The organism is Bradyrhizobium sp. BRP23, assembly GCF_020194135.1.
GTDB lineage: Bacteria > Pseudomonadota > Alphaproteobacteria > Rhizobiales > Xanthobacteraceae > Bradyrhizobium > Bradyrhizobium yuanmingense.
In genome coordinates this window covers 22,093-47,985 of the sequence record NZ_JADYVW010000002.1, presented here as the reverse complement: position 1 = coordinate 47,985, position 25,893 = coordinate 22,093, and the positions used below count along the sequence as shown (strand labels likewise).

General features: G+C 64.8%; 21 protein-coding genes. 6 read left to right on the top strand and 15 right to left on the bottom strand.

Annotated elements, in window-relative coordinates; all coding sequences use genetic code 11:
• Nucleotides 1–8: 8 nt before the first annotated feature.
• The gene (locus I6F24_RS04410; protein WP_036027899.1) at nucleotides 9–1,664 is read right to left on the bottom strand and encodes a fumarate hydratase; all 1,656 of its coding nucleotides are present in this window, start codon (nucleotides 1,662–1,664) and stop codon (nucleotides 9–11) included.
• 211 nt (nucleotides 1,665–1,875) lie between these two features.
• Between I6F24_RS04410 and I6F24_RS04405 the strand changes: the two genes are divergently transcribed.
• The 3 genes from I6F24_RS04405 to I6F24_RS04395 all read left to right on the top strand — a co-directional run bounded on the left by I6F24_RS04405 (nucleotide 1,876) and on the right by I6F24_RS04395 (nucleotide 3,615).
• Nucleotides 1,876–2,349: a hypothetical protein gene (locus tag I6F24_RS04405; protein ID WP_036013057.1), complete on the top strand. Its 474-nt coding sequence runs from the start codon at nucleotides 1,876–1,878 to the stop codon at nucleotides 2,347–2,349.
• Nucleotides 2,350–2,650: 301 nt separating this feature from the next.
• Entirely contained in the window at nucleotides 2,651–2,824 is a 174-nt protein-coding gene (locus I6F24_RS04400; RefSeq protein ID WP_167361693.1) for a hypothetical protein, read from the top strand.
• 116 nt (nucleotides 2,825–2,940) lie between these two features.
• Nucleotides 2,941–3,615 carry an isoprenylcysteine carboxylmethyltransferase family protein gene (locus tag I6F24_RS04395; RefSeq protein ID WP_225151173.1) on the top strand — a complete coding sequence of 225 codons (675 nt, stop codon included), beginning with the start codon at nucleotides 2,941–2,943 and terminating at the stop codon, nucleotides 3,613–3,615.
• 22 nt (nucleotides 3,616–3,637) lie between these two features.
• Here the strand turns inward: I6F24_RS04395 and I6F24_RS04390 are convergent, their stop codons facing one another.
• The 10 genes from I6F24_RS04390 to flgB form a co-directional block, all read right to left on the bottom strand.
• Nucleotides 3,638–4,345 (bottom strand): glutathione S-transferase, encoded by a 708-nt coding sequence (locus I6F24_RS04390; RefSeq protein WP_225151172.1) that lies wholly within the window; start codon nucleotides 4,343–4,345, stop codon nucleotides 3,638–3,640.
• Nucleotides 4,346–4,598: 253 nt separating this feature from the next.
• A complete protein-coding gene (locus tag I6F24_RS04385) occupies nucleotides 4,599–5,279 on the bottom strand; it encodes a lectin (RefSeq protein WP_225151171.1) in 681 nt (226 codons plus the stop codon).
• 143 nt (nucleotides 5,280–5,422) lie between these two features.
• Nucleotides 5,423–6,436 (bottom strand): TIM44-like domain-containing protein, encoded by a 1,014-nt coding sequence (locus I6F24_RS04380; protein WP_225114658.1) that lies wholly within the window; start codon nucleotides 6,434–6,436, stop codon nucleotides 5,423–5,425.
• Nucleotides 6,437–6,666: 230 nt separating this feature from the next.
• Nucleotides 6,667–9,255, bottom strand: a complete 2,589-nt coding sequence (locus tag I6F24_RS04375; RefSeq protein WP_109143188.1) for a PAS domain-containing protein — start codon at nucleotides 9,253–9,255, stop codon at nucleotides 6,667–6,669.
• Nucleotides 9,256–9,410: 155 nt separating this feature from the next.
• Nucleotides 9,411–10,490 (bottom strand): flagellar biosynthesis protein FlhB, encoded by a 1,080-nt coding sequence (flhB, locus tag I6F24_RS04370; RefSeq protein ID WP_036027905.1) that lies wholly within the window; start codon nucleotides 10,488–10,490, stop codon nucleotides 9,411–9,413.
• A gap of 13 nt (nucleotides 10,491–10,503) precedes the next feature.
• Nucleotides 10,504–11,274 (bottom strand): flagellar biosynthetic protein FliR, encoded by a 771-nt coding sequence (gene fliR / locus I6F24_RS04365; RefSeq protein ID WP_225114657.1) that lies wholly within the window; start codon nucleotides 11,272–11,274, stop codon nucleotides 10,504–10,506.
• Nucleotides 11,275–11,291: 17 nt separating this feature from the next.
• Nucleotides 11,292–11,555, bottom strand: coding sequence for a flagellar biosynthesis protein FliQ (fliQ, locus tag I6F24_RS04360; RefSeq protein WP_025037372.1), 264 nt, complete (start codon nucleotides 11,553–11,555; stop codon nucleotides 11,292–11,294).
• 107 nt (nucleotides 11,556–11,662) lie between these two features.
• Nucleotides 11,663–11,977, bottom strand: a complete 315-nt coding sequence (gene fliE / locus I6F24_RS04355) for a flagellar hook-basal body complex protein FliE (RefSeq protein ID WP_036027907.1) — start codon at nucleotides 11,975–11,977, stop codon at nucleotides 11,663–11,665.
• Between the two features lie 16 nt (nucleotides 11,978–11,993).
• Entirely contained in the window at nucleotides 11,994–12,419 is a 426-nt protein-coding gene (gene flgC, locus I6F24_RS04350; RefSeq protein WP_036013073.1) for a flagellar basal body rod protein FlgC, read from the bottom strand.
• A gap of 19 nt (nucleotides 12,420–12,438) precedes the next feature.
• Nucleotides 12,439–12,843 (bottom strand): flagellar basal body rod protein FlgB, encoded by a 405-nt coding sequence (flgB, locus tag I6F24_RS04345; RefSeq protein WP_036013075.1) that lies wholly within the window; start codon nucleotides 12,841–12,843, stop codon nucleotides 12,439–12,441.
• Between the two features lie 353 nt (nucleotides 12,844–13,196).
• On the opposite strand from flgB, the gene I6F24_RS04340 reads away from it, so the two are divergent.
• Nucleotides 13,197–14,171 (top strand): flagellar biosynthetic protein FliO, encoded by a 975-nt coding sequence (locus tag I6F24_RS04340; protein ID WP_225151170.1) that lies wholly within the window; start codon nucleotides 13,197–13,199, stop codon nucleotides 14,169–14,171.
• Entirely contained in the window at nucleotides 14,168–14,926 is a 759-nt protein-coding gene (gene fliP / locus I6F24_RS04335) for a flagellar type III secretion system pore protein FliP (RefSeq protein WP_036013079.1), read from the top strand. The genes I6F24_RS04340 and fliP overlap by 4 nt, the downstream gene beginning before the upstream one ends.
• 187 nt (nucleotides 14,927–15,113) lie before the next feature.
• Here the strand turns inward: fliP and I6F24_RS04330 are convergent, their stop codons facing one another.
• The 3 genes from I6F24_RS04330 to I6F24_RS04320 all read right to left on the bottom strand — a co-directional run bounded on the left by I6F24_RS04330 (nucleotide 15,114) and on the right by I6F24_RS04320 (nucleotide 20,662).
• Nucleotides 15,114–18,842, bottom strand: a complete 3,729-nt coding sequence (locus I6F24_RS04330) for a tetratricopeptide repeat protein (RefSeq protein WP_225151520.1) — start codon at nucleotides 18,840–18,842, stop codon at nucleotides 15,114–15,116.
• Nucleotides 18,843–19,064: 222 nt separating this feature from the next.
• A complete protein-coding gene (locus tag I6F24_RS04325) occupies nucleotides 19,065–19,970 on the bottom strand; it encodes a tetratricopeptide repeat protein (RefSeq protein WP_225151169.1) in 906 nt (301 codons plus the stop codon).
• 65 nt (nucleotides 19,971–20,035) lie between these two features.
• Entirely contained in the window at nucleotides 20,036–20,662 is a 627-nt protein-coding gene (locus tag I6F24_RS04320) for a FecR family protein (RefSeq protein ID WP_306469098.1), read from the bottom strand.
• Between the two features lie 409 nt (nucleotides 20,663–21,071).
• Between I6F24_RS04320 and I6F24_RS04315 the strand changes: the two genes are divergently transcribed.
• Nucleotides 21,072–25,163, top strand: a complete 4,092-nt coding sequence (locus tag I6F24_RS04315) for a VCBS domain-containing protein (protein ID WP_225151168.1) — start codon at nucleotides 21,072–21,074, stop codon at nucleotides 25,161–25,163.
• A gap of 21 nt (nucleotides 25,164–25,184) precedes the next feature.
• On the opposite strand, the gene I6F24_RS04310 is transcribed toward I6F24_RS04315, so the two are convergent.
• Nucleotides 25,185–25,382, bottom strand: a complete 198-nt coding sequence (locus I6F24_RS04310) for a hypothetical protein (protein ID WP_225151166.1) — start codon at nucleotides 25,380–25,382, stop codon at nucleotides 25,185–25,187.
• Nucleotides 25,383–25,893 lie beyond the last annotated feature (511 nt).

The following is a 25,893-nucleotide window of genomic DNA, read 5'->3' as shown; positions in this document are numbered from 1 at the left end:
TGAAGCAACTAGCCCAAATTCAACTCCTTGAAGAAGTCGTTGCCCTTGTCGTCGATGATGATGAACGCCGGAAAATCGACGACCTCGATGCGCCAGATCGCTTCCATGCCGAGCTCGGGATATTCGAGCACCTCGACCTTCTTGATGCAGTGCTCGGCGAGGTTCGCCGCGGCGCCGCCGATCGAGCCGAGATAGAAGCCGCCGTATTTCTTGCAGGCCTCCCGCACGCTAGGGGCGCGGTTGCCCTTGGCGACCATCACCATCGAGCCGCCGGCAGCCTGGAACTGGTCGACGAAGGAATCCATGCGGCCCGCGGTGGTCGGACCGAACGCGCCGGAGGCGTAGCCCTCGGGCGTCTTGGCGGGACCGGCATAATAGACCGGATGGTTCTTGAAATAGTCCGGCAGCGGCTCGCCCTTCTCCAGCCGTTCGCGCAGCTTGGCGTGGGCGCTATCGCGCGCGACGATCATGGTGCCCGTCATCGAGACCCGCGTCTTGATCGGATATTTCGAGAACGTCGCCAGAATGTCCTTCATCGGCTGGTTGAGGTCGATCTTGACGACCTCGCCGCCGAGCGACTCTTCGACCTGCGGCAGGTATTGCGCGGGATTGTGCTCGAGCTCCTCGAGATAGACGCCGTCCCTGGTGATCTTGCCGAGCACCTGGCGGTCGGCCGAGCAGGACACGCCAAGCCCGATCGGCAGCGAGGCGCCGTGGCGCGGCATGCGGATCACCCGCACGTCGTGGCAGAAATACTTGCCGCCGAACTGCGCCCCGACGCCGAGTGACTGCGTCATCTTGTGGATTTCCTTCTCCATCTCGACATCGCGGAAGGCGTTGCCGTCGGGCGAGCCGTGCGTCGGCAACGCATCGAGATAGCGCGCCGAAGCGAGCTTCACCGTCTTCATGCACAGCTCGGCCGAGGTGCCGCCGATCACGATGGCGAGGTGATAAGGCGGGCACGCGGCGGTGCCGAGGGTGAGGATCTTTTCCTTCAGGAACGCAAGGAGCCGGTCCTTGGTCAGCACCGAGGGCGTGGCCTGGAACAGAAAGCTCTTGTTGGCGGAGCCGCCGCCCTTGGCCATGAACATGAACTTGTAGGCGTCGTCACCCTCGGCGTAGATCTCGCACTGCGCCGGCATGTTGTTGGCGGTGTTCTTCTCCTCGTACATCGAGAGCGGCGCGACCTGCGAGTAGCGCAGATTGCGGCGCAGGTAGGCGTCGCGCGCGCCTTCGGACAGCGCCGCCTCGTCGTCACCGTCGGTGATGACGTTGCAGCCCTTCTTGCCCATGATGATCGCGGTGCCGGTGTCCTGGCACATCGGCAGCACGCCGCCAGCCGCGATATTGGCGTTCTTGAGGAAGTCCAGAGCGACGAACTTGTCGTTCGGGCTCGCCTCGCCGTCCTCGAGGATCGCGCGGAGCTGCTTCAGATGGCCGGGGCGCAGATAATGGTTGATGTCGCCAAAGGCCGCCTCCGACAGCGCCCGCAGCGCCTCGCGCGACACCACCAGCATGTCCTTGCCGAGCACCTTCTCGACCCTGACGCCCTCGGACGAAATCTTCTTATAGGGCGTCTCGTCCTTGCCCAGCGGGAACAGCGGGGTGTGCTTGTAGGGCGGAACGGGCTTGGACTGGTCGGGGAAGGCGGTGGGAGCGTTCATGGGGCAAATCTCGGGGTTTTGGGGCCGTGGCGGGCCTCTCAGCATAGAAGCGTTCTAAGCGCATTCTAGCCAGAAAAGAAAGGGAGCGGTGCGCATGGGAGGGTAGGTTCGGCACGGGAAGGCATTGGCACAGCTCGTGGAAATGCCTCTGCCCACCCTTGCGATTCGCGTCCGCCGACGCTTGAATGCGTGCCCTAAGGGGCTTTTCATCATGACATTGAAACTGAACGTCCGCGGCGCGATCCTGGTCGCCGCCGCCTTCACCGGCCTTGTGGCTCTCGCTTCGCCTGCCCGCGCCGATCGCTGCGACGACAGCGCCAAGGAGCTGGCGAGCCAGGTCGATCGCCTCAAGGTGAATTTCCGCGCCGCCAACGTCGTTTACCTGACGCACCCGGCGGCCAAGGAGCTGTCCGTGGGTTGCCGCGGCGACAAATATTCCATCGAGCTCTACGCCAAGGGCGATCGCAAGCCGAAGCCGGAATTCTACGCGCTGGTCGGCTCGATGGCGGCGATCGTCTTCACCGTGACCAAGGACGACACCACGACGGGCGCGACGCGCTGCCTGAAGCGGATGGGTCTACTCCGCGGCGACAAGGTCACCATGCGCTACCGCCGGCTCAACATGGAATGCACTCGCACCAAGACAGAGGCGTCCATCGCCATCACGCGCGGCAAGGACGAATAGGGCACGCGCCAGCTCTTTCCGCACCCTTGCGGGGTGCGTATCGCGCGATGGCGTCCGCCGCATACTCCGTCATTGCGAGCGCAGCGAAGCAATCCAGTCTGTATCCGCGGAAGCAGTCTGGATTGCTTCGTCGCAAGGGCTCCTCGCAATGACGGGGAGAGGCCTCGTCGTCTCGGTTTGCGGATGCCACGCGTGCACAGCCTTCACCGCGCCAATTCCCTCACATTTTAACGATTGGCTTGAAGGAAATTTCGCTCCTCGCAGGGCAGGCTTGATTGTTTCCATGTGTGAGGATTTGCGGATGAAGGTTTCTACCGTTGCGCCCCCGCCGATCGCGATCGTGGTTCCGAACTACGACACGACCAAGCCGCAGGACGATCAGACAAAGGTCAAGGACGAGAATCCGACCTTCAAGCCGCAGCCGCCGGCGCCGCTGCCGCCGGGTCAGGGCACGCGGATCGATCAGCTCGCCTGATCAGGCGTCCCGAGACCGAAGCGCCCGATCCGGTCGATCGGGCTTTTGGCGTGTCCGGCCGCATCTTTGCCGGATAGCTGCACCAGGATCATGCGCCGTTCACTCGGGACCTGCGCATGTTCGCACGGCTGCTATTGCGGAACACGGTGTTCGTCGTCGGCATGGGCGCGCTGCTGTTCGCGTGCGCCGGGACGCTGCATTGGCCGTCGGCCTGGGCCTTCCTCGCAACCTCCGCCCTGCTCGGCCCACTCTGCGGCTGGTGGCTCTACCGGACCGATCCGGCGCTGCTCGCCGAACGCCTGCGGCCGGTGCTGCAAAAGGATCAGCCCGCCGCCGACAAGATGTTCATGGCGCTGTTCATCGTCGCCATCCTGGCGTGGCTTGTCGTGATGGGGCTCGACCGGCGCGTTCGATCCTCAGACATGCCGACGGCGTTGCAGGTGCTCGGCCTCGGGCTATTCCTGGCGTCGACACTGTTCACCATGTGGGTGTTCCGCGAGAACTCGTTCGCCGCGCCCGTGGTGAAGCTGCAAGCCGAGCGCGCGCAGCACGTGATCTCGACCGGTCCCTACGCCTATGTCCGCCACCCCATGTACAGCGGCATGACCCTGTTCTTCACCGGCGTGCCGCTGCTGCTGGGATCGTGGTGGGGACTTGCGATGATGCCGCTCCTCCTCGCCTTGCTCGCGGTCCGCATCCCGATCGAGGAGCGCACGCTGCGGGAGGGCCTGCCCGGCTATGCCGGTTATACGGCGCGGGTGCGCTATCGTCTTATCCCCGGCGTCTGGTGAACGCGCCAACTGCACGAAGCCGCTATCGGTCCAGCTCGCGATAGCGGCGGAAGATGCCCTGTTCGTTGAAGGGAATGCGGCGCTCGCTTGCGAGATAGGCCTTGATGTTGGGCCGCGCGGCGATGCGCTCGTGCAGGCCGACGAGGCCCGGGACATCCTTCTCGAACGCCTTCATGCGCTTGGGGAAAGCATAACGCAGCCCATCGACGAGCTGGAACAGCGAGAGGTCGACATAGGTCAGGCGCCGGCCCGTCACGTAAATGCCGCCGCTCCCGGCGAGGAGCCGCTCGAAATAGCCGAGATATTTCGGCACGCGCTCGTCCCAGAAGTCGGCCGTGCGCTTCTTCGCCGGCGCCTTCTGATCCTCATAATAGAGCGAGGGCCCGAGCGGATGATGGGTGTCGTGGATCTCGACGACGAAGTCGGTGATCGTGAGCTGGAGCTGGTGCACCCAGAGACTGCCGGCTTCCGTCTTCGGCGCAAGCCCATGGCGGGAGCCGAGATAGAACAGGATGTTGGCGGTCTGGCCGATGACGAGCTTGCCCGCTTTCAGGAACGGCGGCGCAAAGGGCGGCGTGCCCTTCTGCGCGTCCATCATCTTCATCATCGCGGCCGATCCGCGCGGACCGCGCGCGACATCGACGTAAGCGGCACCCGCCTCCTCCAGCGCCAGCCGCACATATTCGCCGCGGCCCTGGATCTCGGGCCAGTAGTAGAGCTCGTATTTCATGGGGGAGGTCCGTGAGCGTGGAGGCGATCGGACCAATGTAGCACGTGGCTGAAGGTTCCGTCAGCGTGAGGCGGAACGGCGGTTCAACATACGCCGTCATTGCGAGCGCAAGCGACTTGTCCGCCGAAGCCTTGGCGAAGGCGAAAGCAATCCTGAAATGCCTCCGCGGAGACACTCTGGATTGCTTCGTCGCAAGAGCTCCTCGCAATGACGAATGGAGAGAGCTCCGCGACGGTGGAGAGAACTCAGCGTCTCAATTCGCCGCGAAGCAGTACAGCAGACCATCGCCGCCGGTGGTCTTCAAATCGGCCTGCGAGCAGCCGCCGTCGGGCCCGCGCGAGGGGTGAGAGCTATTCCAGGATTTCGAGGGCTCGTCGTCGCGCAGACCCCGGCGATCTAAATGGCCGACCATCGCAGCGCCTTGCGTGCTCGACGTCCAGTTCTTGCAGGTGCGATCGTCCGGCCCGGCAAACGCGGTGCCGTCCGGTTGCGATCCCGTGAGGATGTCGTGCCGGTTCGGCTGGTCGCCGGCACCATTGATGACCTCGCCCTTTTCGCTGAGCGCGGTCTGCTTGGTGAGATTGTTCGTTGCGCCGTGCAGCTCGGCGACGTCCTTGGCGATCACCGTGCCCTTGGCGTTCTGCCACGGCCCCTTGCCGATGCGATCCTTGGCGTTGACGGCCGGCTTGCCGTCGGCGGCTTGCGTCGACAGATAGGCGCGCCAAGTCTTTGTGCCGGCGCCCGCCGATTGTGCAAGCTTCTGGCATTGCGCGTCGGCTCCTTCGAGACCGCCGAGATCGGCGCCCTTGCCGGGCCCGTTCGACGTCACGAAAAAAGTCATGTCGGCCGACTGCGCTTGCGCCGATGGGGCAGCAAGCAAGACAATAGCCAGCGCAACACCGGAAATCGTCATGGATTTCTCGATACGGATCATCCTGTCCTCCCAACGTTTTTTTGTTCGCCGCCTGACTTCAACCCGAGGCGCCCCCGCTTATTCCGATGCCGTGCTGCGAGAGGCCCAAAAGAAAAGGGCGCCGTGCCGAAGCACGACGCCCTGGTTCCTCATCTCGTCCGCGATCAGTTGGTCTGCTGAATCGCTGACAATTCCCAGCCTGTGCCCGGCCGGCGGGCGAAGGTCCAGATCTCGGTCGCCTCGCCCGGCTGCTCGCTGCCGGCGACGATTGCGCCGGTGTTGCGGTCCACCGTCTTGTCGGTGAGCGCGAAGCGCAGCGCCACCGTGGCATAGTCGGTCTCGCCTTCGCGCCAGGCTTCCGCGAGGTCGCCCTGCAACAGCTTCACATCCGTGACCTTGTTGACCACGTTGCGGGCGCGGTTCTGGCCGAGGTCCTGCTCGAAATAGGAGACCATTTCCGGCGTCGCGAGCGTGTGCAGCTTGGCCACGTCCTCGTTCGACCAGGCGGCCTGGACGTCGCCGAGCAGGCGCTCGAACGCCTCATAGTCGTCCGGCTTGATCTCGAGCGGCGCGTTGTTGGCGCCGAAGCCGAAGCCGCCGAGTCCGCCACCAAGGCCACCACCGAGGCCGCTGCGATAGTTCGTCTGCGGTCCGGGCGCTGCGCCGGCCTCAGCATTGGCGTAAGCCGCCCGCGGAGCGTGACGGCGCTGCCACCAGGACATCGCCAGCCGGACCACGAGCACCACCAGCGCGATCTGGATGATCAGGCCGATGATCGAGGACAGGCCGCCGAGGCCGCCGAACAGGCCGCCACCGAACAGCATGCCGAGCAAGCCGGCGCCGAGGAAGCCGGCCGCAAGGCCGCCCATGAAGCCGCCGGCGCGGCCAAACAGGCCGCCGCGCGCCGGCGCGGTCGCGGCCGAGTTCATGCCTGCGCCCGGCTGGGTGTAGGTGCGGTTGAACTGCGAGGCCGAGCCGGGTGCGGTCGTGGTCGACGGCGGCGCCGAATAGGAGCGCGTACCGCGCGAACCGGACGACATGCCGCCACCCGCGCGGGCGTCGGCCGACGAGATCGTCAGCGCGGTCGGCAGCGCAAGCGCCAGCACGACGGCGATCGTGTTGAAGAATTTCCGGGAGCGAAGCGAGAAAGTCATGTGCGTTTCCCAAATCCCCGGCATGGGGACGTGCCCCTAAGATGGTCAGACTTCCCGAAAAGTGAAGCCGGTTTCGGAACTTGCGGCTGCGGCCCTCAGTCGCGGGGATGTGGCAAAAGCCCATATATGACAGGGGTTTTACGGGAACCATTGGAGGATGCTTACCGCCGGGTTTACGACCCGATTTCCGCTTTTCCCCGGGTCCGCGAGCCGAGCTGGCCCACCAGCCGTCATTGCGAGGAGAGCGGCAGGTCTCACCCCTGCTTCGTCATCGTCTCCTTCACCGCCGCGACCAGCTGGCTGAGCGTGAAGGGCTTTGGCAGGAAGTCGAACTGCTGGCCTTCGGGCAGGCTCTTCTCGAAGGCATCCTCGGCATAGCCGGAGACGAAGATGAACTTGATGTCGGGGTTCTTCTCGCGCATGGCCTTCAACAGCGACGGGCCGTCCATCTCCGGCATGACGACGTCAGAGACGACGAGATCGATCGCGCCACTTTGCTCGTCCAGCACCTCCATGGCCTCGACGCCGTTCTCGGCCTCGACCACGGTGTAGCCGCGCGAGCGCAGGCCGCGGGCATTGAGCGCGCGCAGGCCCTCCTCGTCCTCGACCAGCAGGATGGTGCCCTGCCCGGTGAGGTCGGTACGCGGCTTCGCCTCTGCCGCCCCAGCGGGCGCGGCTTCCTTCGCGGCTCCGCTGGTCGCGCCGATCGCGGCTGCGGGCTGCTCGACCTGCACCTCCGGTTCGGCGATGTGGCGCGGCAGGAAGATGTGGAACGAGGTGCCCTGCCCCGGCTCGGAATCGACGTAGATGAAGCCGCCGGTCTGCTTGACGATGCCGTAGACGGTGGAGAGGCCGAGGCCCGTGCCCTTGCCGACCTCTTTCGTCGAGAAGAACGGCTCGAAGATCTTGTCGCGGATGTCGGCGGGGATGCCTGTGCCGGTGTCGGCGACCTCGATGCGGACATAGTCCGCGGCGGGCATACCCTTGTAGGCGAGCTTGCCCGAATCGTCGCTGGTGACGTTGGCGGTGCGGATGATCAGCTTGCCGCCGTCAGGCATGGCGTCGCGCGCGTTCACCGCGAGGTTGACGATCACCTGCTCGAACTGGGAGACGTCGACCTTCACCGGCCAGAGGTCGCGGCCGTGGACGAGGTCGAGCTTGACCTTCTCGCCGATCAGCCGGCGCAGCAGCATGGTGAGATCGGACAGCGCGTCGCCGAGATCGAGCACCTGCGGCCGCAGCGTCTGCCGCCGCGAGAACGCCAGCAACTGCCGCACCAGGGTGGCGGCGCGCGTTGCGTTCTGCTTGATCTGCATGATGTCCTGGAACGACGGGTCGGTCGGCTTGTGCGCGTTCAGCAGGAAGTCGTTCGCCATCATGATGGCGGACAGCACGTTGTTGAAGTCGTGGGCGATGCCGCCGGCGAGCTGGCCGACCGTCTCCATCTTCTGCGACTGGTTGATCTGGTTTTCCAGCGCGCGCCGCTCGGTGGTCTCGAGCATGTGCACGATGGCGGCTTCCGCCTCGGTCTCGGCCGAATCGACCGGCGTCACGAAGAACTGGCCCCAGCGTTCCTTGGCCCCTTCCAGCGCCACCTCGACCGGCGCGATATCGGCCTTGCCTTCGGCGGCCTGGTTGATGGCCGCGATCAGGAGGTGCCGGTCGCGCGAATTGACCGCGCGGAAGATCGACTTGGAGGAGGTGTCGAGCCCCAGCGCCTGACTGAGCTTGGCGTAGCGCGCATTGGCGCGCACCACGTTGCCGGCACGATCGACGGTCGCGATCGCCATCGGCGTGTGGTCGAAGAAGCGCATGAAGCGCACTTCGGCGGCACGATCAGGGTCGCTGCGCTCGTCGCGGGCGCGGCTGATCACGAGCGTGCGCGAGGGCCCCGGCGCGCCGTCGGCGCCGAAGGCGAGCTTGTGATAGAGCCGCACCGGCATGGTCTTGCCGGTGCGCATGCGCAGGTCGATGTCGAACACCTCGGTCTTCACCTCGCCCGGCACCGCCACGATCGAGGTCAAGAGCGAAGCGCCGTCGCCGGAGACGATATCGGTAAGCTTCAGGCCGCCGGAGCCGATCTCGGCGAGGTCGTAGTCGAGCCAGTTCGCCAATGTCGCGTTGACATAGGCGAGCTCGCCGGCCGGATTGACCGAGAAGAAGCCGCACGGGGCGTGATCGAGATATTCGATCGCGTGCTGGAGCTCCTGGAACACGTCCTCCTGGCGTTCGCGGTCGCGCGTGATGTCGGCGATCGACCACACCGCGTATTTCGCCTCGCGCTTGCCGGTGCCGAGCGGGCGCACGCGCATGCGCAGCCAGCGGCCCTGATTGCCGTCATGGCCGGAGATGCGCACCTCTTCCTGCTGCCGCTTGCCCTCGCGGGCGGCCTTGAGCAGCCGGAACACGGCTTCCGAGACGTCGGGATTGCCGATGAAGACGCGCTCGACGGGGCGCACGTCCTGCGGGCCGGTGGCGCCGGTCAGCGTCAGATAGGCGGCATTGGAGTAGACCACGTGTCCGCGCGCGTCGGTGACCGCGAGCCCGTCGAAGGCGTGATCGGAGATGCGGCCGATGATGGGATCGTCGAGATTGCGGTCGGCGAAGCGGATGATGCCGGCGGCGAAGGCGAACAGGTTGAACAGGCCGACCATCGCCAGCACGGCGAGGATGCCGAGGATATAGGGCTGCGCCTGCGCGCGCCCGAGCGTCATCAGCCCGACGGCCACGGCGACGAGGCCGGCGGCCACCAGCAGCACCAGCGCAATGCTGCCCGAGCGTGGCGACGGCTCGTGCGCCGCAACGGGCTCGCGTGTGAGGTCGTGGTCGGTCTCGGCGGTCATTCTCGAGCTGGCGCAGCCTGTCGGCAGAGAATCAACGCGCCACCGGGCGCGTGGGGTCCTCCCTGCCTGAATCGGACCCTGAGGTGCAAGGGCAGCAGCGGCAAAAGGTACGCTGATTCCCAGATTACGGCCATTTCCGGTACTTTTCGGGCATCTTATCCCCGCCCGGCGCTGAATCCGCGCTTCAGGCGCATGACGTAGCCGATGACTTCGGCGACGGCATGGTAGTGCTCGGTCGGGATCTCCTGGTCGATGTCCACCGTGGCGTAGAGCGCGCGGGCCAGCGGCACGTTCTCCACGATCGGGATGTCGTGCTCGCGCGCGATCTCCCGGATCTTGAAGGCGAGATTGTCGACGCCCTTGGCGACGCAGATCGGCGCGGTCATGCCGCGCTCGTAGGACAGCGCCACCGAATAGTGGGTTGGGTTGGTGATGATCACGGAGGCCTTGGGAACCGCCGCCATCATGCGCTTCTTGGCGCGCTGCTGCCGCAGCTGCCTGATCTTGCCTTTGATGTGGGGGTCGCCTTCGGACTGCTTGTACTCTTCCTTGATCTCCTGGAGCGACATCTTCTGCCGCTGGAACCAGCTTCGGTACTGGAAGAAATAGTCGGCGATGGCGACGATCGCGAGCGCGGCGACCACCGCGCCGAGCAGTTGGATGGTCATGCTGGTGCTGGCGCCGAGCATGGCGGCCGGATCGAGCCTGACCATCGCCTCCATGCGGTGCCGCTCCGGCCACAGGATCATGGTCATGACCACGGCCAAGGCGACCAGCTTGCCGATGCCCTTGAGAAAATTGGCCGCCGCCTGTTTGCCGAAGATGCGTTTGAAGCCGGCGCCCGGCGAAATCTTGTTGAACTTGGGTTTCAGGGATTCGGCCGACCAAACCAGCCGGTGCTGCAGCATGTTGCCGGCGATGGCCGCCAGCACCAGCATCAACAGGGGCACGCCGATCGCGGCAAGCACGGCGAGCTCGATCTGCTCCATCAGCGCGAGCAGGGCCTTGCCGTCGGTCTTGATCATCCAGGAATTGGCAAGCAGGTTGCGCATCGGCGTCAGCAGCCCGCTGCCGACCGAGCCCGAGAAGGTGGAGACGACGAGCGTGCCGCCTGCCATCATGAACCAGGTGTTGATCTCCTGGCTCTTGGCGACGTCGCCGCGTTCGAGCGCATCGTCGAGGCGCTTTTGCGTCGGGTCTTCTGTTTGACTTTCGGGATCGTTGTCTTCGGCCACCGATCGATCCCCCTCACCTGAGCGGCATCATCTGGTGCATGACACCGATGAAGTAGTCGAGAAAGGTGCCCATCATCGCGGTGAGCACCACGGCAAGCACCAGGAAGCCCGCGAAGATCGACAGCGGCACGCCGACGAAATAGACCTGCATCTGCGGCATCAGCCGCGCCAGCACGCCCAGTCCGATATTGAAGACGAGGCCGAACACCAGGAACGGCCCGGAGAGCTGCAAGCCGAGGCGGAACGCGGCGGAGAAGGCGCGCGTTGCCAGCGAGGCGACGTCGCCGCTCGACACGGTCTCGCCCGGCGAGAAGATCGTGTAGCTGTCGTTCAGCGCCGCGATCACCAGGTGATGGCTGTCGGTGGCAAACAGCAGCGTCACGCCCAGCATGGTCAGGAAGTTGCCGACCAGCACGCCCTGCTGGCCCTGCGTCGGATCGACCGAGGTGACGAAGCCGAGCCCCATCTGCTGCGCGATCACGGATCCCGCAACCTGGAGCGCCGACAACGTCACGCGCGCGGTCGCGCCGAGCACGATGCCGATCGCGATCTCATGCAGCATCAGCACCAGCAGCGGCGCCAGCGAGCCCATGTCGACCTGATAGGCGTTGCGATGCAGCGGCAGGATGATCAGCGTGAGCAACAGCGCGATCGACAGCTTGATCCGCGTCGGGATGTTGGTCTCGCCGAGGCCGGGCAGCAGCATCACCATCGCGCCGACCCGGGCGAAGGCGAGCATGAAGGAAGCGGCGAGCGCCGGCAGCAACGAGACGTCGATGCGCATAATTCACGCATAGTGCCTCAGCCGCCTATGATTCGCGACGATATCCGCAGCATGTGGGCGTGCATCGAATCGGCCATGAACGGCAGCGCCAACAGCATCGTGGCAAAGATCGCGAGGATCTTCGGCACATAGATCAGCGTCTGCTCCTGGATCTGCGTCAGCGCCTGGAACAGCGACACGATGACGCCGACCACGAGGCCGACCACCATCAGCGGCGACGACACGATCACGATGGTCCAGATCGCATCGCGCGCGACGTCGAGGGTCTCGGGTCCGGTCATTTGGAGGTTCCGATGGGGTTAGAGGAAGGCGCGAGAAGCGAGTAGCGAATCGCGAGTAGCGAATGGTGGCCAGAGCTCGCCATTCGCCACTCGCCATTCGCTTCAAATCAGATCGGCATCTTCATGATGTCTTCATAGGCCGCGATGACGCGGTCGCGGACCGAGACCAGCGTGGACACCGCGACGTCGGTGTCGGCGACCGCCGTAACCACGTCCATCACGTTGGCCTTGCCGGCGGCCATTGCCACCGTCTGCGCGTCGGACTTGCGACCGGATTCCACGACGCTGCCGACGGCGTCCTTCAGCAGCGCGGCGAAGGATTGCCCGTTCGGTTCGCTGCCCTTGCCGGCGCCGGTGCCGGTGTTCTCCAGCACGCGGGCGAGGCTGGCGTAAGCATTGGCGGCAATTGTTGGTGATGCCATGGCTCAAATGTCCTGTTCAGCTCTTGAGGATGTCGAGCGTGCGCTGGATCATCCGGCGCGTCGCACTGATGATGTTGAGGTTGGCCTCGTAGGACCGCTGCGCGTCGCGCATGTCGGTCATCTCGACCACCGAGTTCACGTTGGGATATTTGACGTTGCCGCTGGCATCCGCAGCCGGATTGTTCGGCTCGTATCGGACGCGGAAGGCGGACTGGTCGGGCTTGATCCTGCCGAGGGTGACGACCTGCGCGTCGAGCGTGCGGTCGAGCGCGGATGAGAAGGTCGGCACCTTGCGCCGGTAGGGATCGCCGCCGGCGGTCTGCGCCGTCGAGTCCGCATTCGCGATGTTCTCCGAGATCACCCGCATGCGGCCGGCCTGCGCGCGCAGGCCCGAGGTCGCGATTGCCATGGAGCGGGCGAAGTCGCTGCTGTCATTTGCCATGATCCGCCTCCTTTAGGGCCTAACCTTTGCCGATCGCGGTCTTGAGCAGGCGCAGGCTCTTCGAATAGAGCGAGGTCACCGCGGCGTAGTCCATCTGGTTGCTGGCGGCCTTCATCATCTCCTCCTCGAGATTGACGGCATTGCCGGCGGGGCGGGTCTCGAAACCCGCGTTCTTGTTCTGGTCGAAGGCGGAAGGGGCCCCCGACGGCGCCAAATGCGAGGCGCTGGTCCGGGTCAGGACCAAGGGCCCCATGGACCCCGTGACGGCGCCGGCCTTGTCGAACTTCGGCTCGACCAGGTCGCGCGGCCGGAATTTCGGCGTGTCGGAATTGGAGACGTTCTCGGACAGGACGCGCTGGCGCTCCTGATGCCACTGCATCTTGGTGCGAAGCACCGACAGTTCCGGAATATCGTTGATGGACATCGTCGCGGCTCCCTCCGCCCCGACGGACCCAAGGGACCGCCGCTAGGCAGAATTTGCCGCCTGTATGGTTAACAGCTGGTTAAGAGACCGGTCGTGATGCATGTCCCCAGCCGAAACTGATTCTTGCGCCCCCGCGATTCGACGGCGCGAAAAGTGGCATTAACCCAACCGTTTGGCGAGACGTGCACAGGGCAAGAAGTCGTTTTGGATCGGGCGATTCATGGGTTATTAAGAGTTGGGGACGGCAAAACTTGCCGTGGAACGTTAAGAAATCGCAGTTTGGGGCATCGTCCGCCGGTGGTCGGCTCGACTGACCATGGGCACGAGAAAAGCGCCATTTGTCGGGGACAAGTATGCAAGGCAGCCCTATCACCTTCATCGTCGCGTTCATCGTCGTTCTGGCGTTGATCGGCGTCGCTGCATGGCTGGTTCGCCGATTCGCCGGAAGCCGCATCGGCGCCAACACCCAGCGCGGCCGGATGCCCCGCCTCGCCGTGATCGACGCCGCCGCGGTCGACGGCCGGCGCCGCCTGGTGCTGGTCCGGCGCGACAATGTCGAGCATCTGCTGATGATCGGCGGCCCGACCGACATCGTCGTCGAGCCCAACATCGTTCGCGCCGCGCCCAGCCGCGACCAGATTCCGCAACGTCCGAGTGCCGCCGAACCGCCGCGCCTTGCCCCCCTGCCCGATGCCGGCGGCTGGGCCGACGACGCGCCGCGGCCCGAGCTGCTCGATCATCCCGAGCCGCAAATGCCCGAGCCGCCGCCGCGGCCCGCGCGGCCATCCTTCGCCGACGAAGTGCGTCGGCCTGCGCCTGCAATGGCCGAACGCCGCAGCGAGCCGGCTCTGGGCGGCTTTACGCCGGAGCCGATCGCGCCACGTCCCGAGCGCGAACCGCGGCCCGAGCCGCTGCCGCCGCGCATCGCCCGCGGCGAGCCGCCGCTGATGCCGCGTCCGCCGCGCGGCAGTGAGCCGATGAAGATGCCGCCGGTGCGAGCCGAGCGCGCCGCGGCACCACCGCCTCCTCCGCCCGTGCCGCAGGCTGCGCCCGTTCCGCCGCCGGCAGCGGCTGCCGCGCCCTCGAGCGCCGAGCAGAATCTCGCCGAAATGGCGCAGCGGCTCGAGGCTGCCCTGCGCCGCCCGGCCGGGGAAACGGTCGCGCCTCCGGTTGCGCCGGAGCCGCCGCCCGCTCCGGCGCGCGCCGCCCGCAGCGAGCCGCCGGCACCGCCCGCTGCGCCGGCGAAGCCGGCTGCGGAAAAGACCAGCTTTGAAAATCTCGAAGACGAGATGGCCTCCCTGCTCGGCCGTCCGAAGCCATCTTCGTGAGGTTGCCCGCCCTCCCGCGTAGAGTTCTTTTCCTTTCTGTCCTGGTCGGCGCGGCTTCGCTCGCAATGCCGTCGCATGCCCAGGACATCAGCATCAATCTCGGCGGCGGCGCCGGTGGCGGCGGCGTCACCGAGCGCGCGATCCAGCTGATCGCGCTGCTCACGGTGCTCTCGATCGCCCCGTCGATCCTGATCATGATGACGTCGTTCACCCGCATCGTGGTGGTGCTGTCGCTGCTGCGCACCGCGATGGGCACTGCGACCGCCCCGCCGAACTCGGTGATCATCGCGCTCGCGATGTTTCTCACCTTCTTCGTGATGGGCCCGGTGCTGCAGAAATCCTACGACGAGGGCATCCGCCCGCTCGTCGCCAACCAGATCGGCGTCGAGGACGCGTTTCAGCGCGCCTCCGTGCCGCTGCGCGGCTTCATGCAGAAGAACGTGCGCGAAAAGGACCTGAAGCTGTTCCTGGACCTCTCCGGCGAGCCGCCGCCGGCCACGCCCGACGATCTCGCCTTACGCATTCTCGTCCCCGCCTTCATGATCTCCGAGCTGAAGCGCGCCTTCGAGATCGGCTTCCTGTTATTCCTGCCGTTCCTGATCATCGACCTCGTCGTCGCCTCCGTGCTGATGTCGATGGGCATGATGATGCTGCCGCCGGCGACGATCTCGCTGCCGTTCAAGCTGATCTTCTTCGTGCTGGTCGACGGCTGGTCGCTGGTGGCGGGGAGCCTGGTGCAGAGTTACGGGGGGTAAGGCTTCGTTCGCTGCTGCGTCCTTTCCGCTCTCAGCGACAGCCCCCGCTCCCTCCTCGTCATTGCGAGGAGCCCTTGCGACGAAGCAATCCAGACTGCCGCCGCGGAAAGAGTCTGGATTGCTTCGCTGCGCTCGCAATGACGAGTTTGTGGCGCGGTCGCGGGCCGCGCTTCGCGCGGAGACAGTCCTACCGCGTCATCTTGATCTGCCGCACGACCGGGATCGTGGGCAGCGAGCCGGTGTGGTCGCTCGTATCTTTGGCCTGCGGCGCGCCGGGCGCGCGGGCGGTGGCGTCGGGGAAGCGCTGCTTCATCTCGCGCAGGAAGCCGTCGAGCGTGTCGACGCTGGCAGCGAGCTTGGCGATCTCGGCGAATTCGGCGCTGGAGGCTGCGGCCGGCTTGCTCGCAATGTCGAAGGCGAGACGGTCGGCGCTCTCGCTCATCAGCGGGGCGTATTTCTCGCGGAAGCGCGACAGGCCGATCGAGTCGTCGGCGAGGGCGTAGCCGACGGCGGCGCGGATGATGTCGCTCTTCTCGACCGTATTGAGCGGCTTGAAGTCGCGGAAGCGGTCTCCGTAATAGAGCTCGATCTGCTCGGCGGATTCGCGCCAGCGCCGCGCCGCCCAGAAGATGTCGGAACGCAGGCGGAGCACTTCCCGCCCGGCGACGTTGGAGACGATGTCGAGCGCAAGATCGTGACGGCCGACGTCGCTCTGCGCACGCGCCTCCAGCAGCAGGCGCTGCTGCCGGAGCTCCCCGGAGAGATCGCTGATGCGGCTCGCGCGCAGCGCGGTGATGGCCAAGTCGGGCTTGCGGTTGGCGAGATAGATCATGGCGAGGCGCGCGGCGACCTGGGCGCGCGCGGCGCCTTCGAGGCGATGATCGATCTGGTATTGCAGGAGCTCGGCAGCCTGATCGAGCAGATCGATCGAGGCGAGACGGTCGGCGAGACGGCGGATCAGCTCGTCGCCGCGGCGGCCGATCGGCGTCAGCTCGCGGAACTCGTAGAACATCCCGAGCGCCTCGACCGGCGGCAGCTCGTCGCCCTTCGGCCCGAGGAAGAGCTGCGTGAACAGCTCGGAGGCGAGATCCTGCGCCTGACGCGAGGCTTCGGCGTTCGGCTGCAGCCGCGTCGCGGTGCGCGCGGCGGTGAGCGCATCTCGGTAGCGCCCGTTCTCGGCATAGAGGCGCGACAGCATCTGCAGCGTCTTGACCTCGATCGCATCGCCGCGCCAGGTCATCGACAGCGTCTCGAGCTCACGCAGCGCCTCGTCCTTGCCGATCTCGTCGCGCTTCTGACGCAGCGCGATCTCGAGCTGCTTGGCCTCGGCCGCAGCCGGACGGTCATTCGAGGCGACCGCGAGCTTGTAATCGTCGAGCGCATCCTTGTCGTGGCCGAGCGCCTCGGCGAGCCGGCCGCGCAGCACGGCGAAGCCTGGCGCGGCCTCGGGCGGGACACCGACCACCTCGAGCTCGCTGCGGCGCTTGGAGGCGCCGGCATAGTCCTTCACCTCGAGGGATGCGCGCATCGCATCCATCGTCACGATGCGCTGGATGTCGAGCGGCAGCGAGGCGATGGCGAATTCGACGTTCTTGAACTTTTCGCGCGCATCGGCCCATTTGCCCTGGCGCGCATAAGCGAGCGCCTTCCAGAGCTGGGCATCGTGGCTGTTGCCGATCACAGGATTGGCGAGATCCTTAAGCCCCTGCGCCGGCCGGCCGATCAGGATGTTGGCGATCGCATGCATGATCAGCGCGCCGCTCTCCTCTTTGTTGAGCGGATCGCTCAGCATCACGTCGGTCACGGCCTTGGCCTCGTGATACATGGCGCGCGACATGTAGAATTGCGCAAGATCGAGCCGCGGCAGCGAACGCAGCGCCGGCTCGACCGCCGAGATCGCCGTCATCAGTTCGCCCTGGCGCGCCATGAAGTTTTCCGACTGGCCCTTGCGCCAGCCTTCGGGACTGAAGATCGGGCGCACGGCGGTCGGCGCCCGCTCGGCCGAGATGTCGACCGGCGACAGGGTCAAGCCGCCCTTCTTGCCAAGAATCACCTTGTCGGAGCCGACCTCGACGCCGATCTCGTCGGAGTTCGGCCGGATCGCGATGCCGTGCGCGGATTCCAGCAGCGAGAGATCGACGAGGTCCTGCCGCTTGATGAAGCCGCGCACCGGCCGCAGCGCGGTGACGACATAGAGCGTGTCGCCGGCATCGGGATCGGTGAGCTTGTGCAGCTGGCCTGGATTGGCGAAGGGGATCGCGATATTGGCGAGCGCGGGATCGGTGATGTTGCGCGACATCATCAGCGGCAGCGGCGTCGCCTGGATCTTGTCGGCGAGCGTCAACATCCAGTTGGTCTCCTTGCCGACCTCCTCGCTCGTCAGCGAATAGACCAGGGGACGGGTGAGACGGATGCGCACCGCCTGCGCCTTGTCGAGCGGGACGCGGCCGACCTCGCCGATCATCGCGCCGCCCTTGGTGCGGATCGCCTCGACATCGACGGGCTTCGGCGTATCGAACACCAGCCACACGGTGTCGCCGCGGCGGAACGCCGCCGCCGGCGTTGCGACCTGAAACGGGAACGTCACGCGCAAGCCGTCGCTGTCGCGGCGCGCATCGACGCTGGCAATCGCGGGCGCGACCGGCACCTCCCCCGGCCCAGCCTTGGCAGCATCCTTGCCAGCATCCTTGCCAGCATCCTTGGCGGCATCCTTGACCGGTTCCTTCGCGACCTCCCTGGGCGCTTCGACGGGCGCAGGCGCAGCCGCCGGCTTCGCAGCTTCCTTGGGCGGTTGGGCCGCTTCGGCCGCGGGAGAGGCTGCCGGTTTCGGCGTTTCGGCGGGCGGCAGCGTGGCGGGCGCTTCCACCTTCACCTCGGGCTTGATCTCGATCCTGGCCTCGCGCGCGATCGTCTCGGAGGTCGGCGGTGGGATCTCGCGATGGGCGTCCTTCTTCTCGGCGGCGGGCTTTTCCGGTGCAGGTGCAGGTGCAGCGGCAGCCGCCGGCCCGCGACCGACCGGCTTCATCTGCGCGATCGTCGCCTCGGGCGTTGCCGCCAACTTCCCCTTGTCGGGCTGGAAGGAGACGTCGACGACGTAGTTCTTCTCGTCGCGGAACGAATGCACGTCGGCATCGCCGATCAGCGCGATCTCGACATTGGTCTGGTCGATATCGGACTTCTGCTTGATCGAGGCGACGTTCGGCGGCGCGGCGAGGACCGCGTCCGCCAGGTCGAAATTGAGATTGGCGTTGAAGACGAGCGTCAGCTTCTGCTCGTTGAGCACGGAGGAGACGCCGACCCCGTCGGGCATCTCGAACACGAAGCGCACGAAGGTCGGCTGCACCGAGGCGCGCACGCGGATCGGCGGACGCTTCCTGGACTCCGCGGCGGCACGCTGGGCGCGCAGCGCACGCTCGGCCGCGCGTGCCCGCTCGGCAAGCTCCTTGACCACGTCCATGGGCAGGCTCGGCGGCGGCCCCTTCCAGCCCTCGGGCAGCAGGTCGATGAAGGTGCGCTCGCCGGCGTTCATGGTGTTGACGGTGACGCGCCGCGCCAGTGACAGGCGGATGGCGCCGCCGTCAGGGTCGCGGCGGGCGGAATTGACGTAATCGGGCGCGCCTTCCGGAATGCGCTCGACGGGCACATCGACGGGCCGGTCGAAGCGGATGACGAGGATCGAGCCCGCGGTCGTCACCTCGGAGGGAACGTCCTCGCCGAGCTTGATGACGAGACGGGCAAAGCCGCCACCGGCTGAAAATGTCGCCTCGCCCCTGATCGGATCGGCCGCCCGGCCGGGCGCCGCAAGGCCAAGCAGGAGACAGGCCGCCAGCAAGGCCGCGGCGCGGGCGTGACGCGACAAGCCCCGCGCCGATGCGTGGGCTCGCGACACAAATCCAGCGGCAGCCTCTCGCGCCATTGGCGGCATTTCTTCCGGTTCGGCGGTCATGCCGGCACTGACGCCGGCGGTGCCGTCGACTGTAGGTCTCGCCAATTAAGGACTTGTTAATGCTATCTCTTGATTTGCGTCGGGAACAGCACGCCGCGCCGATCGAGCGGGGGGCCGATCCGCCAGTTTGAATTTGAGACGCAGGCGGTTAAGCAGTTGTTAACGGCTGCACGACGGTGCCGTCGCGGCTGGTCAGTCCCTTTGCGGCACCCCATAGCGGACAAAGTCTTCGGCGATTCCAGCCTCGATCCTTCTGGCCGCCGAGATATCGCTATTGCCGCCGTCTGTGTCGCCGAGCTTGAATCTGGCGACCCCGCGACCGTACAGCGCGCTCGCCAGCTTGGGGGCGTACCGCAGCGCCGCGTTGTAGTCGTCGATAGCCGCGGAGAGTTGTCCCATTTTCAGATTTATCAGGGCTCGCGAATCGTATGTCGCGGCGTTACCTGCTCCCGATCGAAGCACCATCTCGCAATCCTCCATCGCAGCCTGCAAGGCGCCGAGGATGGCCCGGGCCCAACAGCGTCCGCTCCAGGCCGCCTCCAGCTTCGGGTCAAGGCGAATTGCTTCGTCATAGTCCTGCGCTGCACGGTCGTACGCATTCCTCTTCAAGAACGCTGCCGCACGGTTGGCAAAGGCAGTGGCATAGTTGGGGTTGAGCTTCAGCGCCTCCTGAAAAGCGCTAAGAGCAAGGTCGTAAGAGCCCGTCCTCAGATAGGCCACGCCGAGGTTGTTGAAGGCTTTCGCATAATTCGGGTTGAGCCGGATCGCTTCAAGGAAATCCTTGATCGCGCCTCCGTAGTCGGCTTTGGCGCTATGGGCATTGCCCCTGTTGTTGTGGGCGACGGCAAAGCCATTTGTGCTCCCCTCGCCCGCATCGATAAAGGCCGTGCAGGCCTCGATGCGAGCTTCGGGCGAGACCCGATCTGACCCGTTACATAGCTCGATATTCTTGAGTGAGCTGCTCTTCTTCGACGTCTGCGCCAAGCCTGACGAACCGGAGAGTCCAACGATCAGAATGAGCATCCCTGCCCTGATGACACTGGCCCGTGCGATTTTCACACCAAGCGCCGAACTCCGCGAGCGAAACGAAGCACTCATGTTGCGTCTCTCTGCCGGGCCGGACGCTGCGCCGGCATCACGGCGGCTTCGGCCGAGCAAACTTCTCAGCATCCCCGACAGATAATGAGCCTGCGATTGGCGCTTCGATCGGGCTCCGGCGCCGCGCCGGCCGGCGGCTTCTTCAGGACCTTGCTTTTGCCCTCTTCGATCAGCGTCGAAAATTTGGCTGACCCGTCATCAGAAATCTCGATGTGCGGCGTCGTACCTCGGATCCCCAACGTGGCAACGGGCGTATCGACCTTCATATCGCCGGTCTTCGCAACATTGCCCGCAACAAAAGTGAACGTTCCCTTGGCAAGACTGAACAGGGTCGCGTTGGACTTGCCGGCCGGCTCATACACATAGTGATCCAGCACCATACGGGCGTTGCTCGATAAATTGAACGAGCTGCCGTCGCTAAGATTTATTCCGACCCGGCCGTCGTCTCCGGTCAGCACCACGTCACCAAGATATACGGGATCACCCCTCTTGGCCTGGCCGGGCTCACTTGAGACATTCGCTTGAACGATCACTGCGCCCGCATGTTCGATCGTGACGGAGCCTGTGGCCGTCGCCACCTTCCCGATCGGTTTGGAAGACGAGCTGGCGACGGCGGGCCCGGTGGAATCGACTTGCGCTTGAGCCGCACTCGGCGAGAAATTGGCTAGCGCCAAGACCAAGCCGGTCGCCAAAGCGGCTGTCGTAGGTCTGCACATGATCCGCCCTTTCCGAGAAGATCCTATCGACTAGCGGCGGCTCATTTCTTGAACCGCTCTTGAACCGCGAAGCGCGGTCGCAATAAATAAATTTCTTGTTTAATAATTTTAATCGTTCTAGTTTACCGTAACGCTACGGAAGCGCCACAAATTAAATAAGCTCTCGTTTGTCAATTTAATCACTTTAGCGGGAGGGATACGCGCCGGGAATGGTATTACGCGCCGCCGTCCCCGCGCCATGCGTCTCTCTGGACCAGACTTGATGATTTTCGGCGGCAAGCCTTCGGCTGCCAGCGCCCAGGATATTTGTCCCTTGGCGAGGGCCGCCCCGAAAGACCATGGCAGCACGCCGAGCCTGAATTAATCACCCAGGCGAGGTCGAGCCATGTTGGTTGCATCCGATGTCCAGGTTGGCAATAGGGCCGCCGCGGCCCTACCCGTCCAAATCATTGGCCATATTCATACAGCGATCGGCTGCGGTACGCTCACGCGAGCCAGTGGCGTCGCCACACAGGCCGTAGCCGGCGCGCCTGTCTACCGGGCTGACGTGATAGAGACTGACGCCGACGGACAGATCACGATTCGCTTTATCGACGGTACTTTCTTCAACATCTCCTGCGACACTCGCCTCGCGCTGAGCGAATTCGTCTTCGACGTCGAAGGCACGCCACCTACAGCCCTGTTCGACGTGACCCGAGGCAGCTTCAGTTTCGTACCAGATCGGCTGGCAGAAACCGGGTCTCTCCAGCTGAATACGCCAATTGCAGGCATTCGCGCCCGAAGTCACGCGGGCGGTTTCGGAATGCTGACGCTTGCAGCATTGACTTTCTCGGTTGCGGAAAATGCCGAGGCCGCGGACCCGGACGTCACATTCCTGGATGACGACTCCATCACTTACAAGGACCTTGCGCACGGCGCATTTGAGCTCGTGACCAAGGAGCCGATCCCACGGCACATCATCGTCGATGATCCCGGCGAAACGATCATCGTCAAGAAAGTGGGATCCACCATCAGTGTCAATCAGGTCGCGAACTCGGCCGCTCGCATGGACGAGTTGCGCGCCGCACAGCAGGACGTGCTCGCCAATCTGGACGGACAGGGGCCGCATGGCTCGAGCACGCCTCCCTTCGTCAAAACCCAATTGCTGCAGCCGATCAATTTCATTCAGCCCGACGCGCCCTCGCTGCAGAATTTGCTGGCGCCTGTGTCGCCATTCGCCATTCCCGTTTTCGACCCCATACCGCCGACACTCAGCACCGGAGCGGGGCCGACCGAGCTCGATACGGTGGTGTTTGATACATTCACTGCGACGAGCGGAATCTTCGCTGCCAGCAGCACCAGCGGCAGCGCCAAGCTGACCTTTGGCGTCATAGGGGCAACCGCCGGCGAGACGGTCCTCGGCGGAGTGACATACGACCTGTCAAAGCCCGGTCCGTACGGAACGCTCTACGTCAACAGTACGAGCGGCGCCTACACGTTCGTGCCTGACAGCATCGCGATCAACGCGCTGAAGGCGCCCACGACCGACAGTTTCGTCGTCACGGTTTCCGACGGCCTCAGTTCTGCGAGTCAGACGTTCACAGTCACCATCAACGGTGTCGACGACGCTGCAATCATCTCCGGCACCACGACCGGCTCGATCGTCGAGGCTGGCGGCATTGCCAATGGAACGCCCGGCACGCCGATTGCGACCGGCACGCTTTCCGATACCGACGTCGACGACCCACCAAATACGTTCACGGCCGTGAGTTCGCCGACGACGAGCACCGGCGGCTATGGCACCTTCACGATGACGGCTGCCGGCGTGTGGACCTACACCGTGGACAATTCGAACCTCGCAGTGCAGAGGCTCAATGCCGGCCAAACGCTAACCGACAGCTTCACGGTGACCACGATCGGAGGCACGCCCCAGGTGGTGACGATCACCATCCAGGGAACCAGTGATGCAGCGGTCATCTCCGGCGACACGACCGGCGCCGTCATCGAGGCTGGCGGCGTCGCCAGTGCTAACCCCGGCACGCCCATCGCGACCGGCACCCTCACCGATACCGACGTGGACACGATCGCAAATGCATTCACGGCCGTCGGCTCGCCGACGCAGAGCGCCGCCGGCTACGGCACCTTCACCATGACGGCTGCCGGCGTGTGGACCTACACGCTCGACAACGCCAACGCTGCGGTGCAGGCGCTCAATACCGGCGAAACGCTGACCGACAGGTTCACGGTGACCACTCTGGATGGAACCGCCCAAGTGGTGACGGTCACCATCCATGGCACCAACGATGCCGCCATCGTTTCCGGCACCACGACCGGCGCGGTGACCGAGGCCGGCGGCGTTGCCAATGCGACACCGGGCAGCCCGAGCGCAACCGGCACGCTGTTTGCCGCCGACGTCGACAATGCGTCCAATACCTTCACAGCACTGAGTTCGCCCAAGGCAAGCACGAATGGTTATGGCACCTTTACGCTAACCGCCGCCGGCGCGTGGACCTACATGCTCGACAATGCGAGCGGCGCGGTGCAGGCGCTGAATGTCGGGGACACACTCACCGACAGTTTTACTGTCACGACCCTCGACGGCACGCCACAGGTGGTGACGATCACCATTCACGGCAGCAACGACGCGGCCCTCATTTCCGGCACCACGACCGGCTCAGTGACGGAGGCAGGAACCTTCTCGCCCGGCGCTCCCATCGCGACTGGCACGCTGACCGGTACCGACGTCGACAACGCGCCGAATACGTTCACCGCGATCTCTTCACCGACCGCGAGCGACGACGGATACGGCACCTTCACGATGACCGCAGCCGGCGCATGGACGTACACCCTCGACAACAACAATAGCGTGGTTGAGGCTCTCGATTCCGGCGACACCCTGACCGACACATTCACGGTAACCGCGATCGACGGTACCACGCAGACGGTGACCGTCGCCATTCATGGCGCCAGTGATGCCGACCCCAACGATTTTGACAACCTGGCCACCGGATCCGTCGTGATCTCCGATCCTCCGAACGTGTACGGAACGCCGGGGAGCGAAACCATCGCCGGCGGCGGCGACACAGGTCAGGTCATCTATGCGGGAGCCGGCAGTGATACGGTCAATGGGACCGGCAAGACGGACGTTCTCTATGGCGGCTCAGGCAATGACACGATCAAGGGCAACGATGGCAATGATGCCATCTACGGCGGCTCGGGAAACGATACGGTAAACGGCAACAACGGCGCCGATACCATAACCGGCGGATTTGGTGCGGACCAACTCACCGGCAGCAATGGCAACGATCGTTTCGCATATTTGTTCGTTGCCGATTCCCGTGCCGGTCAGTTCGACACCATCACCGACTTCGCATCGGGAGCGGACAGGATCGACCTGACCGCCTTTGGCGCGCTCGGGTTTGCCATCCTGGCGTTGAGCTCAACCAACACGACGGTGCCGCCACATACGATCGCCTGGATCTATGACAGCGCGTCGAACGAAACCATCGTGTACGTCAACTCAACGGACCAGACCCTGCACATCGGCGATTCCAGTCTGCTCGAAATCCATTTGCAGGGGATTGCAACCGTCGATGCCTCGGACTTCATCCTGGCGCCAGCGGCGCCTGTAGTGGCGGTCGCCAGCGAGCTGACCGACCTCACCGCAACCCTGCAGAGTGATGCGGCCGGGCTAATGACGATCACTTCCGAAATCTCGTCCGACTCCGGAAGCGGCGACGGCACGCTCCTCGCAGAGAGTCCGGACATCCAGTCAAGCGAGCCGCTCCACAACCTGGATACGCCTTCGGACCAGATCGAACAAACTGAATATTCGAGCATCTCCAGTTCGGACCCGATGCAAACGCCCTCGACCGAAACACTCGCTATTGTTGCGGTAGCTCCTTCGGGCAGCGGACCGTCTACGATGTCGCAATACGTCGCCGCACCGACGGAGGCCAGTTTTGTCTTCGACCACCTGGCCGGTCCCGACACAGCATTGCTGGCCAAAAGTGGCGCGATTGCTGGAAGCGGCCACATGCCTGACATTGCCATCGCCGCGCTGAATTTTGACCAGAATGCCGCCGAACAGCACGCCGGGCGCGGGCTTGCACCGGGGAACAATGCCGGGAATCACGGCGCCTCGCATCAAGGAAACGCCGACGAGGCGGCGCATGCCCACGGTCGTGCCAACGATGGAATGGCAGAGGCGACGCTCAATCCGAGCCTTCTGAAGTCGTCGAGCGGAGGCGCCAACCATTCGCTTGCAAGCGAGACGCAACAGCTCGGCGAGTCGTTCAAGTTCAAGGATAACGCTTCGCAGGGCTCACAGCACAGCGTGGTGCCGGATCATCTAGACCTCGCCGGTCATCCCGGCCACGCTGGAGGATTCCACGGGCTCGAACTGGCGTTCACGCCTGAACCATCTCCGCCCGATGTTGATCCGCCTCATGGCCCAAGTCCGGCTCACGGCCACGGCTTGCACGATCTGATCTTGTGACGCCCCGAGCCAATGGGCTCTTCAGTGTTGCGTCCCGGCGCCATCGGGCGCCGAGGAGCTCTCTTCGCCAAGAGAAGATTGATCATCGTTGCCGGGCTCGCCATCCGGCGGCGCGGCATGCTGATGGCTTAGCGCGGATGTCCATGCGGATGTCATCGCCGCTATGAGCATCCGGTTGACGGCCTCGATGACGCGTTCTGCTGCGGACGAGTAGTTCATGGCCTCCTCCTGCGCTGCCGACTGCGAATGACCGAAGCGTAGGACGGCGCCTTGAGCACCACTGTACGCCACTTCACACCTGCGCGCGTCAAGTCATCGCAGTCCCGGAGGATGCCGCCTGCCCCGGCTGCATCCGCCACGGGTTCTGATTTCCACCTTGACGGGTTGCTGAGCGCGCGCACTCACAACCTTCGGCTCGTTGCGGTTCGCGCGCGACTCTGAATCAGATGTGAATCTCGGCGATGCAAATCGCATTGGTTAGCTCTGGGGGTAATCAATGAGCGGAGAAGCCGGTTGCATTGTGTGTAGCAGAGCAAGAGCGGTCGTCGCGATCGTCCCGATTGCAAGAGGATATGCCCTGAAGACATATGAATGTGCCTGTTGCCACAGCACCCTGCAGCTCGTGACCCGCGTCTCAAAGGCGGCGCTGATCAAGCAGCAGGTCAATATCCTCGCCCAGATGGAGCAGCAGTTGCGCCCGCCTGTTCGCAGGGTGCAACAGGCCTTCGCG

What these genes read in the sequence shown, in the direction of transcription:
- I6F24_RS04410 (WP_036027899.1), bottom strand. Translation starts at nt 1,664, where the DNA reads ATGAACGCTCCCACCGCCTTCCCCGACCAGTCCAAGCCCGTTCCGCCC.
- I6F24_RS04405 (WP_036013057.1), top strand. Translation starts at nt 1,876, where the DNA reads ATGACATTGAAACTGAACGTCCGCGGCGCGATCCTGGTCGCCGCCGCC.
- I6F24_RS04400 (WP_167361693.1), top strand. Translation starts at nt 2,651, where the DNA reads ATGAAGGTTTCTACCGTTGCGCCCCCGCCGATCGCGATCGTGGTTCCG.
- I6F24_RS04395 (WP_225151173.1), top strand. Translation starts at nt 2,941, where the DNA reads ATGTTCGCACGGCTGCTATTGCGGAACACGGTGTTCGTCGTCGGCATG.
- I6F24_RS04390 (WP_225151172.1), bottom strand. Translation starts at nt 4,345, where the DNA reads ATGAAATACGAGCTCTACTACTGGCCCGAGATCCAGGGCCGCGGCGAA.
- I6F24_RS04385 (WP_225151171.1), bottom strand. Translation starts at nt 5,279, where the DNA reads ATGATCCGTATCGAGAAATCCATGACGATTTCCGGTGTTGCGCTGGCT.
- I6F24_RS04380 (WP_225114658.1), bottom strand. Translation starts at nt 6,436, where the DNA reads ATGCCGGGGATTTGGGAAACGCACATGACTTTCTCGCTTCGCTCCCGG.
- I6F24_RS04375 (WP_109143188.1), bottom strand. Translation starts at nt 9,255, where the DNA reads ATGACCGCCGAGACCGACCACGACCTCACACGCGAGCCCGTTGCGGCG.
- fliR (WP_225114657.1), bottom strand. Translation starts at nt 11,274, where the DNA reads ATGCGCATCGACGTCTCGTTGCTGCCGGCGCTCGCCGCTTCCTTCATG.
- fliQ (WP_025037372.1), bottom strand. Translation starts at nt 11,555, where the DNA reads ATGACCGGACCCGAGACCCTCGACGTCGCGCGCGATGCGATCTGGACC.
- fliE (WP_036027907.1), bottom strand. Translation starts at nt 11,977, where the DNA reads ATGGCATCACCAACAATTGCCGCCAATGCTTACGCCAGCCTCGCCCGC.
- flgC (WP_036013073.1), bottom strand. Translation starts at nt 12,419, where the DNA reads ATGGCAAATGACAGCAGCGACTTCGCCCGCTCCATGGCAATCGCGACC.
- flgB (WP_036013075.1), bottom strand. Translation starts at nt 12,843, where the DNA reads ATGTCCATCAACGATATTCCGGAACTGTCGGTGCTTCGCACCAAGATG.
- I6F24_RS04340 (WP_225151170.1), top strand. Translation starts at nt 13,197, where the DNA reads ATGCAAGGCAGCCCTATCACCTTCATCGTCGCGTTCATCGTCGTTCTG.
- I6F24_RS04330 (WP_225151520.1), bottom strand. Translation starts at nt 18,842, where the DNA reads ATGGCGCGAGAGGCTGCCGCTGGATTTGTGTCGCGAGCCCACGCATCG.
- I6F24_RS04325 (WP_225151169.1), bottom strand. Translation starts at nt 19,970, where the DNA reads ATGAGTGCTTCGTTTCGCTCGCGGAGTTCGGCGCTTGGTGTGAAAATC.
- I6F24_RS04315 (WP_225151168.1), top strand. Translation starts at nt 21,072, where the DNA reads ATGTTGGTTGCATCCGATGTCCAGGTTGGCAATAGGGCCGCCGCGGCC.
- I6F24_RS04310 (WP_225151166.1), bottom strand. Translation starts at nt 25,382, where the DNA reads ATGAACTACTCGTCCGCAGCAGAACGCGTCATCGAGGCCGTCAACCGG.